General features: G+C 51.8%; 14 protein-coding genes and 6 pseudogenes. 11 read left to right on the top strand and 9 right to left on the bottom strand.

The window, feature by feature from the left end; genetic code table 11:
* Positions 1–189 precede the first annotated feature (189 nt).
* The 7 genes and pseudogenes from RS584_RS15065 to RS584_RS15035 all read left to right on the top strand — a co-directional run bounded on the left by RS584_RS15065 (position 190) and on the right by RS584_RS15035 (position 4,502).
* Complete coding sequence (locus tag RS584_RS15065) at positions 190–762, top strand: hypothetical protein (RefSeq protein WP_315748175.1); 573 nt, start codon at positions 190–192, stop codon at positions 760–762.
* A gap of 489 nt (positions 763–1,251) precedes the next feature.
* Positions 1,252–1,368, top strand: a pseudogene (locus RS584_RS15060) (ParA family protein); the annotation flags it as partial.
* 51 nt (positions 1,369–1,419) lie between these two features.
* A pseudogene (locus tag RS584_RS15055) lies at positions 1,420–1,988 on the top strand (DnaB-like helicase C-terminal domain-containing protein).
* A 20-nt stretch (positions 1,989–2,008) separates the two neighbouring features.
* Positions 2,009–2,500: pseudogene (locus RS584_RS15050) on the top strand (TraM recognition domain-containing protein); the annotation flags it as partial.
* Positions 2,493–2,756, top strand: a pseudogene (locus RS584_RS15045) (DUF4400 domain-containing protein); the annotation flags it as partial. The pseudogenes RS584_RS15050 and RS584_RS15045, both read left to right, overlap by 8 nt.
* Positions 2,757–2,904: 148 nt before the next feature.
* On the top strand, positions 2,905–3,435 hold the full coding sequence (locus RS584_RS15040) for a recombinase family protein (RefSeq protein ID WP_315748174.1): 531 nt from the start codon (positions 2,905–2,907) through the stop codon (positions 3,433–3,435).
* A gap of 53 nt (positions 3,436–3,488) precedes the next feature.
* A complete protein-coding gene (locus RS584_RS15035; protein ID WP_315748173.1) occupies positions 3,489–4,502 on the top strand; it encodes an alpha/beta hydrolase family protein in 1,014 nt (337 codons plus the stop codon).
* Here RS584_RS15035 and RS584_RS15030 read toward each other — a convergent pair.
* A complete protein-coding gene (locus RS584_RS15030) occupies positions 4,456–5,121 on the bottom strand; it encodes a GNAT family N-acetyltransferase (protein WP_315748172.1) in 666 nt (221 codons plus the stop codon). The genes RS584_RS15035 and RS584_RS15030 overlap by 47 nt on opposite strands.
* Before the next feature lie 281 nt (positions 5,122–5,402).
* Here RS584_RS15030 and RS584_RS15025 point away from each other — a divergent pair, with 281 nt between their 5' ends.
* From RS584_RS15025 to RS584_RS15015, 3 genes are read left to right on the top strand one after another with little or no spacing between them, the layout of a single operon-like run.
* Positions 5,403–5,636, top strand: a complete 234-nt coding sequence (locus tag RS584_RS15025; protein WP_315748171.1) for an AbrB/MazE/SpoVT family DNA-binding domain-containing protein — start codon at positions 5,403–5,405, stop codon at positions 5,634–5,636.
* The gene (locus tag RS584_RS15020) at positions 5,629–6,039 is read left to right on the top strand and encodes a PIN domain-containing protein (RefSeq protein ID WP_410493084.1); all 411 of its coding nucleotides are present in this window, start codon (positions 5,629–5,631) and stop codon (positions 6,037–6,039) included. Before RS584_RS15025 ends, RS584_RS15020 begins: the two co-directional genes overlap by 8 nt.
* Positions 6,040–6,099: 60 nt before the next feature.
* Positions 6,100–6,477, top strand: a complete 378-nt coding sequence (locus RS584_RS15015; RefSeq protein ID WP_315748169.1) for a DUF3742 family protein — start codon at positions 6,100–6,102, stop codon at positions 6,475–6,477.
* Between the two features lie 9 nt (positions 6,478–6,486).
* Here RS584_RS15015 and RS584_RS15010 read toward each other — a convergent pair whose 3' ends face one another.
* From RS584_RS15010 to RS584_RS14980, 6 genes and pseudogenes are all read right to left on the bottom strand, one after another.
* Positions 6,487–8,004, bottom strand: coding sequence for a conjugal transfer protein TraG N-terminal domain-containing protein (locus tag RS584_RS15010; RefSeq protein ID WP_315748168.1), 1,518 nt, complete (start codon positions 8,002–8,004; stop codon positions 6,487–6,489).
* A 13-nt stretch (positions 8,005–8,017) separates the two neighbouring features.
* Positions 8,018–8,368 (bottom strand): hypothetical protein, encoded by a 351-nt coding sequence (locus RS584_RS15005; protein WP_315748167.1) that lies wholly within the window; start codon positions 8,366–8,368, stop codon positions 8,018–8,020.
* The gene (locus RS584_RS15000; protein WP_315748166.1) at positions 8,365–9,771 is read right to left on the bottom strand and encodes an integrating conjugative element protein; all 1,407 of its coding nucleotides are present in this window, start codon (positions 9,769–9,771) and stop codon (positions 8,365–8,367) included. The genes RS584_RS15005 and RS584_RS15000 overlap by 4 nt, the downstream gene beginning before the upstream one ends.
* Positions 9,768–10,718 carry a TIGR03756 family integrating conjugative element protein gene (locus tag RS584_RS14995; RefSeq protein ID WP_315748165.1) on the bottom strand — a complete coding sequence of 317 codons (951 nt, stop codon included), beginning with the start codon at positions 10,716–10,718 and terminating at the stop codon, positions 9,768–9,770. The genes RS584_RS15000 and RS584_RS14995 overlap by 4 nt, the downstream gene beginning before the upstream one ends.
* Complete coding sequence (locus RS584_RS14990; protein WP_315748164.1) at positions 10,715–11,164, bottom strand: TIGR03757 family integrating conjugative element protein; 450 nt, start codon at positions 11,162–11,164, stop codon at positions 10,715–10,717. The genes RS584_RS14995 and RS584_RS14990 overlap by 4 nt, the downstream gene beginning before the upstream one ends.
* Positions 11,165–11,556: 392 nt before the next feature.
* Positions 11,557–12,587: pseudogene (locus tag RS584_RS14980) on the bottom strand (IS630 family transposase).
* Positions 12,588–12,721: 134 nt separating this feature from the next.
* On the opposite strand from RS584_RS14980, the gene RS584_RS14975 reads away from it, so the two are divergent.
* On the top strand, positions 12,722–13,180 hold the full coding sequence (locus RS584_RS14975) for a GNAT family N-acetyltransferase (RefSeq protein WP_315748163.1): 459 nt from the start codon (positions 12,722–12,724) through the stop codon (positions 13,178–13,180).
* A 709-nt stretch (positions 13,181–13,889) separates the two neighbouring features.
* On the opposite strand, the gene RS584_RS14970 is transcribed toward RS584_RS14975, so the two are convergent.
* Positions 13,890–14,177: a DUF3892 domain-containing protein gene (locus RS584_RS14970; RefSeq protein ID WP_315748162.1), complete on the bottom strand. Its 288-nt coding sequence runs from the start codon at positions 14,175–14,177 to the stop codon at positions 13,890–13,892.
* 192 nt (positions 14,178–14,369) lie between these two features.
* Positions 14,370–15,117 (bottom strand): annotated as a pseudogene (locus RS584_RS14965) (tyrosine-type recombinase/integrase); the annotation flags it as partial.
* Positions 15,118–15,570: the final 453 nt, after the last annotated feature.

The following is a 15,570-nucleotide window of genomic DNA, read 5'->3' as shown; positions in this document are numbered from 1 at the left end:
CACTGCTACGGGAGACGGTATTCCTGCTAACTGTCGTCTGACGCTGGCAATGAAAGTCGGGAATGTTACTGGCGGATTATTCAACCCACCGTATATCGATGGATATGATTGCACCGTGTTTTATGTTTAAGTAGAATCATAACCGGTCACATCGGGTGGCCGGTTATGTATTACAGACAGAGGTGTAATATGCTGGTATCAGATGTGAATGTTAATAATTCAGCCAGTCAAATAAATTATAAAAAAAGTGAAATCAGTACTTCTTTTTCCGGTTTATTTAAAACAAAGAAAGATGAACATGTAGACAGTAAACCGGAAACTGTCAGTTCTGTCGATAAAACATTAAAGAGCGATGCGAATTTTAAGCCGAAATTTAAAAAAGAAATTTTACCGTCAGGTCAGGAATATACCTCGTTCAACGTTGCGGATAATCTGACAGAAAGCGATAAAACGTATCTTAAATCCCTGGGATGGCCGACAGCCACCGCAAGTGGTGTTAATGAACTTGCCAACTGGATTGCTTTTGACAGGGTTGACGGATCTCTGACCGGTCCGGTTACCAAAGATTACTTACTTGGTGACAAGAGCAAGGGGATCGCCGGTCTTGTTGATCGTCTTCAGGGAGAAGGGCCGGAATTTAAAAAATTATGCCAGATGTTTTTGCATATTATGGACTTGAGTACCCAGGAGAACTTAGGGGATCTGACGTCGCTTGCTTCTACGCTTCTGAAAACAATCGATCAGAGTATGAAAAGCGTCTGAGAATCCAGTTATCTGTGGTCGTCATAGCCCTCAATGCGTGGTTGTGGAGTCTATGAAGCTGGCGAGTCCGGAGTGTCCGGACTCGCGAGACGCGTTCCTGCCGGCGTCTGGTGTCAGCGCAACGGGGCTTAACGTCGGCAGGAACGCTACAGTCTACGCTCAATAAATCGGATAATCAGCTGAAAGCCCGCGATGGTGGCAACCGTGCATATCTCAAGTAACGCTATGCCAACAAAACCTTCGACATCCCGTTCGCCTAACCAGCCAGCGTTATGTACAGTGAGACCAATTTAACTTGCTGATTTTTAGCAATTCACAAACTTTGATGGATGTCTATGGACTAAATGTTGGTGCCGGACTCGGGAATCGAACCAAGGACACGGGGATTTTCAATCCAATTGCCGAAATGTTAAGGGCTTATTCCCTTTGTTGTAAAAATGTGATCATTCATTTGGGCATACATCCAACACCTTGATTTGGATGTGCAAAATGATAATACTTCCCGTTATCTCTCCCAAAGGTGGAGAAGGCAAATCCACGTTTGCTGCTTACCTTGCCGGTTTTGTTGCTGATGCTGGCCTCAGAACGCTTCTTGTTGATGCGGACTGACGATGGATGGCCGGGTGGAGGTGAGCCGGCTTCGCAGCGGCAATATGGATGATGAAGACGGCCCGTGTGTCTGAGGCCACCGGCCGCATTATTGAGTGGCAAAACCGCCTCATTATCGATGACACCAGTTACCAGACTCCGGCCACACTGCGCGCCCGTGCCCGGCGTTATGTCCGTAAATATGGCCGTCCCTCTCTCATCATGCTGGGCTATCTGCAGCTTGTCCGTTCCCCGAACAGGAAAAGCGCACCCAGGAAATATCAGAAACTTCCCGCTCGCTCAAGGCACTTGGCAATGAGCTGGGCTGTCCGGTACTGGCGCTTTCCCAGCTCAACCGTCAGGTGGAGCAGCGGGCCGATAAACGTCCCAACAATGGCGACCTGCGTGACTCAGGGTCGCTGGAGCAGGATGCGGACCTCATCATGTTTATCTACCGGGAGGAGGTTTACAACCCCGGGACCCCTGATGCCGGGGTGGCTGAAATCATTGTCGGTAAACAGCGGCAGGGGCCGACCGGCACGGTGAAAATTAAGTTTGACGGGCGCTATACGCTTTTTTCGGCATTTCAGGAAGGCAGCTATGACTTTGGTTACCACAGCGAGAGGAAACAGGCATGAGCCGTAAACGTTCTGATGCCCAGACCTCTTCGGATATTGAGGCACGCATCGGGAATGCGGCCAAGACGGCCCAGGTACAGGGTAACTTCAACAACCTCATTATGCTGCGTGTCAGGGAAAACCGCACCGCCGAGCTGCTGACCACGCAGCTGCCGCAAGTGGAGATTTACACCAAAACGCTGGTCTCCGGGCACCAGGACACGGCAGATGTCAACGCTGACCAGGACTTTACCTCCAGCACCCAGGACCGCGTCGGGACGGTAAAAGTCCCGCTGCTGGAGCCGGCCGATATCGTGACGCTGCCGAAAGGGCAGGCGTTTGCCCTGCTGGAAGGCGGGCAGCTATGGAAGATTCGCATGCCGCTGCCTGCCGGGGATGCTGATGATGTGCTGATGCCGGAAAGTATTGAGAAAATCGCGGAGGAGATGCGGCGCAACTATCACAGCGGTGAATCCTGGTGGCGGGACGGTCCGGTCCTGAACGTGCCGGTCACGGGAGGCGAGAATGGCTGAGGTAAAACGTCCCCAGCAGCAGCAAACGCTGCCGGAGCGCAAACACGGCATGCTGTATAACCTGCTCTGGGGCTGGCCGTGGGCCCTAGTGGGTGTGGTACTATCCTCGCTGCTGCTGAGCCTGCTGATTAAATATATCGGCATCGCTTTCTTCTGGCCGGAAGCCGGGGCGGCGCACAGTGAAGCGGTCATGAACACCGAGCTGGGGTGGCTGTCCACGGAGTTCACCCGCAGCCTGTTGCTGTCTGAACCTTCCTGACGGTTATTTGTTAACAACTTTGTAACTGTCCGAAATATTATAGATTATCGGACATCGTAAAATGGCTACATTTATATGTCTATTAAATCGTAAATTTGTAATAATAGACAGGAGTTGTCCGATATTCGATTTAAGGTACATTTTTATGCGACTTTTTGGTTATGCTTGGGTCTCAACCAATCAGCAATCTCTTGATCTTCAGGTCAAAGCACTCAAAGACGCAGGTGTGAAAGCAAACCTTATATTTACGGATAAGGCATCCGACAGTTCAACCGACAGGGAGGGGTTGGACCTGCTGCGTATGAAAGTGGAAGACGGTGATGTTGTTCTGGTTAATAAACTTGACCGTCATGGTCGCGATACCGCCGATATGATCCAACTGATAAAAAAATTTGACGCCCAGGGAGTGGCTATCCGTTTTATCGACGACGAGTTTAGTACCGACGGTGAAATGGGGAAAATGGTGGTGACTATTTTGACTGCCGTGGCGCAGGCTGAGAGAAGAAGAGTACTGGAGCGCACAAATGAAGGTCGACAGGAAGCTAGGCTGAATGGCGTTCGTTTTGGACGTAAACGAACTGTGGAACGGTCAAAAATAATAACCCTTAAAACAATGGATACAGTGCAACAAAAAATATCACGGGAACTCAATATTGCACGCTCAACCGTTTATTAAGTATTAAAAGAATCAGCTGATATTTGATTTTTATAAATTATAAAGAGTTATATATGCTTAAATATATTGTGTCATTTTCAATTATGATTGTCATTCTCATTATTTTTTTACTTACCCGATTATCTGATTTCGATCTTTCAGAGTACGGGCAACAACATACTGTATCTTTTAAGCATAATAACGATGTTCTGGTGGGGACGTTGATTCTTCCTCCCGGTAAGGTTTCTCCTCCATTTGTGCTTTTAGTTCATGGAGACGGACCTCAGGACCGCTGGTCAGAAGGTGGATATATTCCATTGGTTAAATTTCTTGTCTCACAGGGAATTGCTGTTTTTTCATGGGATAAACCTGGTGTGGGTAATAGTACAGGTAACTGGCTGGCACAGACGATGTCAGATCGCGCAGAGGAGGCGGTTTTGGCGTTAAAAAAACTGAGAGAACAGCCAGAGCTAAAAAAAAGTCGCGGAGGTTATCTTGGCTTCTCGCAGGCAGGTTGGGTTGTACCGCAGGCAAGCCAACTTACAACAACTGAATTTACTGTACTGATAGGTGCGGCGATAAACTGGCGAGATCAGAGCATATATTATACAGGACAACGACTTAAAGTCGAAGGTCGCTCCCTGAATGATATTCAGGATGCTAAAAAACATGAAGCAGTGGTTTTTGACCGCCAGTTTACAGAAGAAGCAGTTGTTCTTCCCTGCAACTCCCAATGTATGCGCCAGGACTTCGAACGCAGGAATTCCCTGGCTGATGCGACGAAAGATATTTCCGCCACACATACTCCGGTGTTAATTCTGATGGGCAAGGATGACCGGAATGTAGACGCTGATGAAACAACCGCAGTCTGGGCCAAAGCACTACCAGCGGGCACTCCCCGCTGTATCAGGAAATTGCCGGGGGCAACTCACGGGCTTTTACGAAGTGAATGGTTTGATTATCAGCTTTCCTCTCAGTGGCCCTTTTGGAAACAGGGATTGTTTCTGCTGTCAGGGAAATACGCATATTCGCCCGGGGCACTCAGGACTGTCTCATCATGGATCCTGAATCAGGACTGTGAGGACTAAACTGCATTCTTATTACGTGCCGAAAGCCAAACAGAGGGGCGGAAAAAAAGAGTTTTTTTCGCCCAATTTCATAAAACCCGGTACGTTCATAAAGTCTTCTTGCACCGTTATTCTCTGCAATAACATCCAGAGTAAGGTTTTTATCCTGCTGAACAGCTAAATATTTAATATGCGAAAGAAGGATTTGTCCAATCCCCATTCCCCGATAACACTCGTTTACACATATACTTTCTATCATTAATTCATTAACGGCAGGCTTATAATCCAGCTGATTCATTATTAATGCGCGAACAAAACCTGCCGGGATTCCGTATTCATTGAAAAAAGTGGCAAGTGTTGGATTGATAAACGCACACTGGCTACTTTTAATAGCAGCAAAACCAGCAAGCTGCCCGGCAGAATCAATCGCACATACGGTTTGTTTTGGAGCTATACAACGCTCAAGAAATCGCAGGGTCTTCTTCTCAGTTCCGAGAGTGAAACGCAATTTTCTGGAAAAAGCGTTCCAAAAAAGATGGAGAGCAGCACGGCATTGTCCGGGAGGTATCCCTCTAACGACAGAAACGGGAATAACAGTATCGGTATCTGATTGGAAATGGGGAAAACATTTATCAGGCATGGCAAGACCCTCCGTCGATGCATGTCATGCTACCAGAACATTCGTCTACCGAGCAATGTAAAAAAACAGGGCAATGATTCATAGATAAATATAAATTTATCAAACGGTTATGCTCTTGGCGTACGTTTTCGGTCCATTGACCCTCAAGCCTCTTGTAAGAGATATTCCCCTGTGGCGAACACGGATTTTTTACGCCGTTCATCGGATGCGGCACAGCAGGACCTTGCATTTAGGCGTGTTGGATATACAATGGCAAAGTATATCTATGGAGGAGGTTAAGCATGCAAGTCGCCAAATGGGGTAACAGTCTCGCCGTGCGTCTCCCGGCCACGCTGGTGGAAGCGCTGGAGTTGCGTGAAGGGGACGATATCGAAATCATCGTGGATGATCCGCGTACATTCGCGGTTCGCAAAAAACCCGGTGCCGATGCCTTACTGGAACGTCTGCGTGCTTTTCGCGGCAAGCTGCCGGAAGATTTCAGTTTCAGTCGTGACGAAGCCAATGCCCGTGGCTAAATTTAAACATTTTCTCGACAGCAATGTGGTGCTTTATCTGCTATCGGCCGATGCGGCCAAGGCCGATAGTGCGGAGGCGTTGCTGAAGACTTACCCTGTCATCAGCGTGCAGGTGCTCAACGAGGTTACAAACGTGTGCCAGCGCAAGCTTCAGATGAGCTGGGATGAGATCGCCCAGTTCCTGGAACTGGTGCGCAGCTTTTGCAGGGTCGTTCCGCTGACGGAGACGACCCACGATCAGGCCCGGTGGATGGCGGAACAACATCGCCTGTCGTTCTACGACGCCTGCATTGTGGCGGCCGCAGCATCAGCCAATTGCAGCACGCTCTACAGCGAGGACATGAATCACGGGCAGATACTGGAAGACAGTCTGACTATACGAAATCCATTCGTAGTGAAATGATTGCACTAGGCGAGCAGGAGGCAACTGGAGCTATCGTGCAACGCAGAGCAGGTGATCAGCATGAATACAACAACCCGCAACAGTATTGCAAAACGTTTCGGCCGTTGGCTCGGCCAGGTCTGGCGTGCTTATCTGCGCCGCGAGCATAGGGTCGTCGTGTGGCTGGTTTCTGTTGGAACACCGGGTGGTGTCGCAACCGCTCTGGTGTGGGCCGTCAAGCTTGGGGTGCTCGGCGTTATCTTCTATGTCGCCTTCTGGCTGGCCATGATATTCCTGTTCTTAGTCGCACTTGCCCGATCAGCCGGAAGCAGCGATGCAGCGGAAGAGGACGAGTGGCCGTTCCTCGATATTCATGAGCTTAGAAAAACGCCAGGCTACGATCCCGTGATCTACAATGACTACGATCACCCGGATTATCCGGATGAAAAGGACCTTTGACCGGTAAAATCACTTCAGCTTGCCGGAAATGGCTCCTGCACCTTTCGAGCCAGCTTGCGTAGCACCCTTGGTTCCTTCAGTAAGTCCCTGAAGTGTGTGCCCCGTACGAATCCCAATCCAGCCAAGGCCGGCGAGCCAGAACCCGGGCAACACCAGGAACATCGTCGCCATGACGAAGTTCAACAGCATATCCCCGAAGGCGTTGTTGAGCCCCATCACCGGATCGAAATTGGTCATCGGACGGTTGTAGCCCCACCCCCAGCCATAGAGCGCGTCCAGGATCGTGGAATCGACCCAGCGCGCCAGCTGGAACCAGAAATCGACGAAGAACAGGGCGAACTGTACCACGCTCACCGTGACGAGGGTTTTCAGGTCATAGGTGCCGATCACCAGCACGAGTGGGATGCAGATCACCAGCGCCATCTTGAGCAGCGACAACGACATGGGCAACGCCTGGCGCATGACGTCCATCGCCGGGAAGAAACCCAGGGCGCCAACCCCCAACCCCGCATCACCCGCCCCCCTCGTCACGATATTCGTCAAGGTCTTGTCGATCTGTCCGCCGTAGTCAGTGTAGACGGTGCCCTGATTCAGTTTCTGTTGCCGGGGAGCGGCAATCGCGCGGATCACCGAATCGTCCAGTTCGGTCCTGGAGATGAAGCCGGCCCAGTTCGCCATGCGCGAAAGCAGATTGGGATTGACCTGAGCCAGCAGGCGAGCGCGCAGGCCAGTTGAGCCATCTGACCACCATTCCCGGCAATTCGGATATCCGGCACCGCTCGGTACCTCAGTCAATCCGGCATCGCGACTGTCATTGTAAGGCCAGGACTCGCGGGGTGTGCTGGAGCGGTAGGTGTCGTAATATCCCGGCGTGTCGATAAAGTAACTTGAACCGATCCAACTGACGTCAGCCATCTGCTCCTCACTGAGGTTCGGCCGGTTCATGAACAGCCTGGCCCGCGCGGGGCCATAGCAGTTGAGCGCGAAATCTGTTACTTCCTGAGCCAGCAGGGGGTCGTCGATACGGGTGTTGTCGATGTCCATCCGCATCTGCCGCAGGTCAGTTCCGCACGGGATTGCCGCGACGGCGGCGCTGGTGACCGCCTTCGAGATCGAGTGCATGAAAAACCACCAGACCGGTACCTTGGCGGACTGGTTGTTGAGCGTGGTGAATGACTGGCTCCAGCCGGTATCGCCGGGCGCGGGGACGTTTACCTGGCACTGGCGTGAGCGTGACTGGTCAAAACTGATGGTGTTGAGATCCACGTCGATGAACGGAATGCCGGCGAACATGATAACGACGATGGCGACGAACACCCGGTTCTCGATCCGCATTGAGGAGAGCATGCCTTTGTTGCCTTCATCGGCCCCTTCCGCGCGCGCTTTCAGCCACTCCTGAATCACGATGGTGAGAAACGGAAGCGCGAACAGGCCGCTGGCAACCAGGACCGACCATATGCCGTTGTGGACGATCCATCCGACGAGGGTCAGGTAATACTCAAGGTAATCGGACGTGTAGAGCGTCATTGAGTCCTCCGTCCTAAGGGGATTGCAGCAGCAAGCTGCCTTCAAGGACCACCAGAGCTGCCACGCCGGCGATTTCCACACGGATAAGGCGCTCGTGTGATGCCGTACCGGGTTCGCGATCCAGAACCCGTTTGCGCATCCATCGCCATCCGCAGGCGATGCCCGTGTAGAGCAGCAGACGCCAGGCCAGGAAATAGCCGGTATGCTCGTCCATCCAGCGCTCCCAGCTCTCGATGCTGCCCAGCACACGGATGCCGATCACGTTGATGGCGATCGCCATAGCGAACAGCAGGACCGTTAAGAGCAGTGCGTAACCGACGCGGCGATTGAACAGCCATCGCCAGCGAAGCCAGGCCGGGATCATGGATTGCTTCCTCCCGATTGCGGGCGCTGCAACTCGTCGAGGCGATTGGGGATGGGATCACCCTGGTATACGCCGCGCGAACCCGCGGCCCGGGTGCTGTGGCGCTGGATGATCTGCATCGGGGAGTTATTAGCCAGCTCACGGCGCAGTTCGAGCTCGGTCCTGAGGTTGTTGATCTCGCGGTCGAGAATGTTGCTCTCCTGCGTGACCGCATCCTGGGCCATTTCGTTCGCTGCCACATTCGGCTCCATCCGCCCTGTCAGCAGCGTGCGCTGAAGCAGCAAGGCTTTTTCCAGTACGCTGGCGAGCGCAACCTCGGAAGCAAGGCGCCGTGCGAGAATGTCCTGGTCGGGTTCATCACGCAGCGCCTCGATCACGCCACGAGTGATTGGTAGCGACGTGCTGCTGGCTTTCTGCAGGTTGTCGAAGCTCATCGGCTGGCTGCCCGAGATAAGTTCCTGCAGGATTTCCAGCCTGGCCTCGTATTCTTCCTGGATGAGCGGGGTTAGCCCGACGCCGGGTGTAGTCTGCGTCTTCGTGCAGCTCTCGCATGTGCGCTGTTCCTGCTCACCAAGCACTCGTGTGGCCCAGGTGACTGCAGCCTGGGGAGAACTCCAGGTCTGGCATGTCAGCCGGTCGCCGCAACTGCCGGAATCGATGGAGGACGTGTCATCAATGCTGCGGCCATTGACCAGATTATAGCCGGCACGCGTTACGTCGGCGACCACGCGGACAGGTGCCTGTCCTGTTCCACCGGCATTATTCCCACCCACCCACGGAACGCCCTCATTGCCCTTGCTGCTCTCGGCTTCCTCGATTGCGGAAACCGCATCAGTACTGGCAACGGCCTTCTTGAGCGCCATGCCTTCCGCGAGCTGGTCCCAGCCGAGCTGGCCACCTGCCGTGTCGGCCATCCGGTTCGCGATTGCCCTGCAGGTGAGCTTCGAGCGATCGAAGTCGAGCCTGGCCTGCAGGACGCCATTGGAGAGCAGGTTATAGAGAGCGGGATCGGCGCGCTGGATAATGAGCGCGGGCAAAGAAGCCACCGCGCTGGTGGCGTTCTGGATCACGTTTGACATGATGGTCTGGAAACCGTTGGTGATCCCGTTCAACTGGTTCTGAAGGGTCGTGGTGAGGCTCATGTCGCCGCAAATCAGATTGCTGTTCCAGCCAGTACCAACGCCGATCGAGCGCATGTTGGCCGCGCCAGTCATTGATACAGCCCGGCCGCCGCCGATGCTGTACAGCACATCGTCGCCGATGACGCTGCCGCGATGTTGCAGGCCATAGTCGTTGACGCTCGTCTGGGCGACGACCCCAGAGGATGCTGCCGTCAGGGCGTAAACGAGCAGGCCCCGACGTAAATACTTGTGGACAGCAGGAGTGAGGGGGGATGAAGTCATCGTTCATATCCTCCACCGAAGTCCACGCTGCCAAGGAATGTCTGGCCCCGGCGCTGGCAGCAGCTGTATGGCCGCCAGAGAGTCCAGGCATAGTCACCCTGAAGGGCCTGTACGCGCTGGTTTGAATGGGGGAAAATGGCGCACGAGCGGGACATGGTTGGCGTGAGTTCCTGCCACTTGCCCGTGGCGGCATCGCCTTCGACAAGCTCACCAGCCGGCCAGTAGCCGTCGCGCGCAGTGGCAAGCAGGGGCTGGTAGACATGGGTCTGGCCACGGCGGGTGACGATATCGCCGGCGCGTTGCGCGACAACGGCTCCGCTCTTGTAATCGTCGGTCTGGTGGAGGAAACCGCCCCTCGGATAGACGGAGCCCCACAGGTTGAGAGAGGTTCGCGCGCCGATCTCCCGCATGCCGGGGAGCAGCGCTTCCGGATAGACGGTCTCCGGCACGTTGTAGCGCCAGGCCACCGTATCGAGTGTACTCAGCAGGTATGGCATGAAGGCAGTGCCGGCACCCTTGCAGGAATAGCCCGAAGCGCTGGCGAGCTGCCCCAGGACCGCGCTGCCGGGATGGCCGATCACGTCAGCGTTCTTGAATTTCGACAGGTTGTTTTCGTGACCCTGGTTTGTCGTGCCATCGCCACCGGCCTGTGCCGTGGTGTTCGGCATGCTCATGGCCCGCACTTCGACCCACGGGTTCGCGCCGGTACTGGCGTAGCTGGATACCACGGCATCCGGCACATAGTGCCGCACTTTCACTGATGTTCGTACCGAGCAGCCGAAGGTCGTGCAGAAGAGCCAGTAGCAGATCCCGACGACCCTGTATTCGAGGCAGTCCGGAGACAGAGCAGAAGCTGTGATCGTTGCAGTATTGAGTGCGGAAGCTGACGACGCGCTTCCAAACATCAGTGCTGTAATTACTGCACGGAGGCGGCGAGTGCGTTTCATGGCTGCGTCCTCCGGTATGCCTCAATACGAGCAACTGCTCTGGCTACGTCCGGTTCGCCGTAGATAACGTAGCGCCGGTCGACCACGACTGCGGGAACGCTCGAAATGCTGAGGATCCATGCATCCGCCACGCCCTGCCAGGCGGACGTCAGATCGCGTTGCAGCCGTGCTCCGCCCTGCTGCAGGCGTCCCAGGGCAATGGTCTGGGCGTGATTCGGATCATGGGGCAGATCCTCCGCGAGGCTGGCCTCGATATCCTGAACCGCATCGAGGCGGATGACAGTGGCGTTGGCCGTGGATGTCAGTGTCACGAACCGGTCTGTAAAGACCGTCACCTCGACGGCGTTGGCCGCCTGGCTGGCTGGCCCCAGAGCAATGTATAAGGCGCAGGCTATTGCCGAGGGAAAGCGTACCGGCCCGGATCGGGTGCAAAACAGGTCGAGCATGGCCGGACTCCTGAAACATGTTGTTGTGAGCCTCAAAGTTCATCCGGAACCTGCCTGTGCGTCAGTCAACAATCGGAAATACGGAGTGTCCGTTTTACCTCGTCTCGTCAAGGGGAGTGACTGGCTAATCGGAAGACCAATAAACGCAACAGGAACTGGATCCTATTGCAGCTCAACAAAACAACAGGCCAGGGAAGACACTGAAGTTCAAAACACCAAAACGGGATAACGTACACCTCTCATGGACACCTTTCTTTAAGGCATATTAAATGACTCACAGGTATCTGCTAACCCCGTAGCGATTCAAGCGTTATCTGGACTTAATTAAGAAGGAGATCAGCCAGGCAATGAATCGGGCTTCCATGATTTCTAAATAAGTGATCCTAATACCGCTACACTTTTGTCAGTTCATGTTTTCCACCTGGGAACGGACTGACGGTATCCATAAAGTGACGGACTTTCTTCAACAATTGCCACATTGAGCGGCACTGGTGATTACGGGTAATAGTTTCGTGCAATGCCAGCCACAGGCGTTCAACATGATTCACCCATGGTGAGTAAACCGGCTGGTAAATCACCCTGAACTTCGGGTTCTCTTTTAGCCAGCCCAGTGTTTTACGACTTTTATGGATGATGTAGTTATCCACGATGAGCGTAATCGTTTTTGCCCGCCTGTAACTCGCCTTCAGATGTTGCAACAGGCTGATAAAAAGCGATGAACTCTTGCTGCTGCCTCCCACATAGCTGACTCTGCCCGAGCCACTGTGCAGTGCGCCTGCCAGATAGTATTTTTCATTCTGACCCGGCGTTACCACGCGTTTTTGTTGACCCCGTAGTTGCCAGTCTGCGCCGGTTTTAGGATTAAGATGGATGTCCACCTCGTATTCGTAAAACACAGGGTGATCCTGGCTGCACTGTGCCAGTGCCTCGTTTATCGTCGCCAGTTTTTCATCTTTGTGCGGATCACGGATACACAGTGTGGGGGCAGCTCTGCGCCATACCAGACCAGCAGCGGGCAGCCAGCGACGAACCGTGGAGGCATGTAACGAACATCCGGTTATATCCCTGATTTTTATCGCCAGCAGTTCCGTGCTCCAGCGTGAACGCTGATAACCAAAATCGCCCGGAGAATATTTTACAAGTTCACCCAGCAGTGCACAGATATGTTCAAACGGCCAGCGGTGGCCACGCCCTGCGGGTAAGGACTTCAGGCCTTCCACACCATATAACGTAAACCAGTTAATCCATCGCCCACGGATGAGCGGGCGCAACAGAGTGTTCTGGCAACATAGCTGACACTGTCGCCCCGGTGCAGCATCAGCATGGCGGTCAGTCTGCGGGCATGGTTTTTATCCTTTGTTCTGTGAACAGTTTTCTGCATCATGCGTCGTTCAGTACGGGAAATGGAAGCTATAATTGGCATTGCTCAGTCCGGCTGGTGATTTGGAGTCTCTGACGATTGGTCAGATCCCACAACCGGGACTGAGTTCCTGAAAAAATACGCTATTGCCTGAATATGGGCAGCCATATAAGTAAACTCACAGGAGCGGTGCTGGAATGCAGAACATCAGGGTTGAATGTCTTTCATCAGTAACTGAAACTCTGGTTTCCGATTTGACGAATTTACTGTCTGAACTGTCAGAAACAGCATCAGATCTGGAAGCCGATGTTCTTAAAGGAATTATTAACTCTGAATCGGTACAAATATTTGTGGCTTATGATGATGCAATACCAGCACCAGCGGGTATGTTGACATTAGTTTGCGTGACACTGCTGTCGGGTAAGAAGTGTATCATTGAAGACGTGATTGTCGGTACCCGGTTCAGACGAAGAGGGGTCGCCTCTGAATTACTTCATTCTGCTATTGTTTACTCACGTACCTACGGAGCACGTTATATTGATCTGACGTCCCGTTCAGGACGTGTAGCAGCAAATGAGCTTTATAAAAAGACAGGATTCATCAAACGGCAGACTAATGTGTACAGACGGATATTGCTGGAAAAGCTGGATCTTTGATTGTCGTTTAAACACTTCAATATTGAAGGGTACCTTCAATTTGGTGTAAGTTCCCGGAAGTGATCTACTATTAGGAACAGTTATTTAGATATGGCCGAAATTTGTATACAGGAAAATCAGAAGGATAAATATTTTATAATGTCTCGCAAAAAAACGATGCATCATTCCTCAATATAGAAGTTCTTGACGAGGTTTTTCATCCCCAATGTTTTGAGAAAATATAAATGTTTTGCAATTCCATGGTAACTTGGGTACATGAGCGGGGTAGTCATACCTCAATAAAAATAGCATACGATATAGTTTCATGCGCCGGGAGTCATTTTTCATTTTCATGACGATCGGCAACCACAAATTGGTTTGTAACTAAATGAATATCGCCCTTAAACCAACATTCTGCAGGTGGTGGAACCAGCTCATTTCTGTTAGATATCTTATAACACTTTTAAGAATGGCAGCTTCGGCCTGAATCCTTTTTTATTGAAAGCTATCGCTTCGCAAACCTGATGGGATAAGTTTATGATTTGCATGTTCGTACTCCCTGAAAATGAAGCTCTTAAAGTCAATTTTTTTATTTAAACAGAGTGAGAAAAAACGTAGGAAGTCCTGTACTGTCTCAAGGTTTCTTTCAGGATTCTTTTTTGAGGACATCGCCTTTTATTCAGCATGTTTTTGCTCTTGACTTTTTGAAGGGGCTTTCGCCCCTGTAGTTTTAACATTGTGGTAACGAAAGAAGATTGTTGTTCCATTTGCCATCGGCATAAGTTCGGATAAATTTCTTTCGTCCATCTTTGGGATCTACAACACCAACATAGGCTGTGTTGCCATATTCATCAGTTACATGAAAAGTATGCTCTTTTTTTTCAATCGCCGCTATAACCTGCGCAACTGTCCATTTACTCCCTTGCGGATTGAACTGAGGGCTGCCTACATGAGTAATATGTTCGTGGATAGCATTGGTATCAGAGAGTGTAATGCATGTGATACGTACATCAGTCATATGGATCACCTTATCGCTGTGAAGGAAAAAAATCTAAAACTGATTATTTTAAATTCAAAGACTTAGTAAACACATGTGAAAACTATGTATTGCAGCTTGTATTGAAAGAGCACAAAATGCAAATTGCTCTTATTTTATCCCTTTTTTTGTTTTCAGTCAATCTCATACGTTCATATTTGACGCGTGTAGCCTAAAAACAAAAACTGATTCGCCAGATATCGTCTGAATCTGTTTCAGCAGAACAGCCGCCTGTTGCGCCAGCGGCACCAGATTTTCATCCTTCATTTTTGTGGCACGCTCTCAAAACCTCACGCCGTTACGGCCTCACGCTTTACAGGCACCCTCCAGATATGGGCTTTCAGGTTAAACTCATCCAGTTGCGAAACGTAGTTCACTGGAGCGCAGAAAGACATGCAGATTGAGCTCCAGCGCCAGACGAGTCAATTCCCTCCCTTTGTAATTACTCATCCTCTCCGGCAGTTCTGGCAGGAGTTTCAGTTGCGGGGGGCGGAGTGATGTTAGGTTACCACCGGGGGGCACGACACCCTCAAAATCATAAGCCGGATTATATTTAATCAGATCCTGTTGTAAGGCGTAGCACATGATTTTGGTCAGATGCAGGCGTACCGGCCGACACCGTCATGCACGCCTCTATCGTCAATCGCCTTCACCAGCTGCGCCAGACGGCGGGTTTCAACCTGAGCGATAACCATTACCCAATGGCGGGAAAAACATAGCGTTTCAGGCAGTTGAGGACTTTACAGGGATGGGCTTCCAACCATAGTTTAAGGCAACTGTTTTGCCACGTGGTGACGACGTACGAAACATTCGGGATTCATCAATAACGCTGATGTCCGCCTTACGAAGCTGAGAAGGGCCGATACAGGACTCCAGTAGCTTGCGCTGTATCGCGCTTATCACGGGGTTCCGCCAGCGTAGTCTAAGGGAAATGACCAAACGGCTTTCTTTATCGTCGGGGTGATAGCTGAATTACCACAACCTGGCGCCAGTGGTGTTGGTTAATCTGCCATTCCTCCGTTTTCGCAATCCCGACCAGAGGGGATTCGTCGCCAATCTGCGGGTGGCTGTCCAGTCACGCCTGGCATGAGTATTCAACGTCGTGAGGCTCAGGTTGGCTCTGTTTAAGCGTATGAAAGTGGGAGACCGAGCTCCCACCAATGATCATCCGACTTCCAGTTGAATCACTTTTCTTGGATGGCTTCGATAGAAATGGTCGATCAGACTGAACCTGAGGATGCAAGCGCGTAAACGCAGGCCTGTAGCATGGAAAATTGTCATATTTTACTTCATATGAGGCTTTGCAGAGGAACTCACTGACCCTCCACCACCACAGGCCGGAATAGCCCGCACAGAGTTGAAAGCTAACTGGATA

Origin of the sequence: Enterobacter sp. DTU_2021_1002640_1_SI_PRY_ASU_LCPMC_013 (assembly GCF_032389435.1) — a bacterium.
Classification (GTDB): Bacteria; Pseudomonadota; Gammaproteobacteria; order Enterobacterales; family Enterobacteriaceae; genus Enterobacter; species Enterobacter hormaechei_C.
The sequence above is the reverse complement of the archived record's forward strand: the minus strand, read 5'-3'. Positions and strand labels throughout refer to the sequence as shown.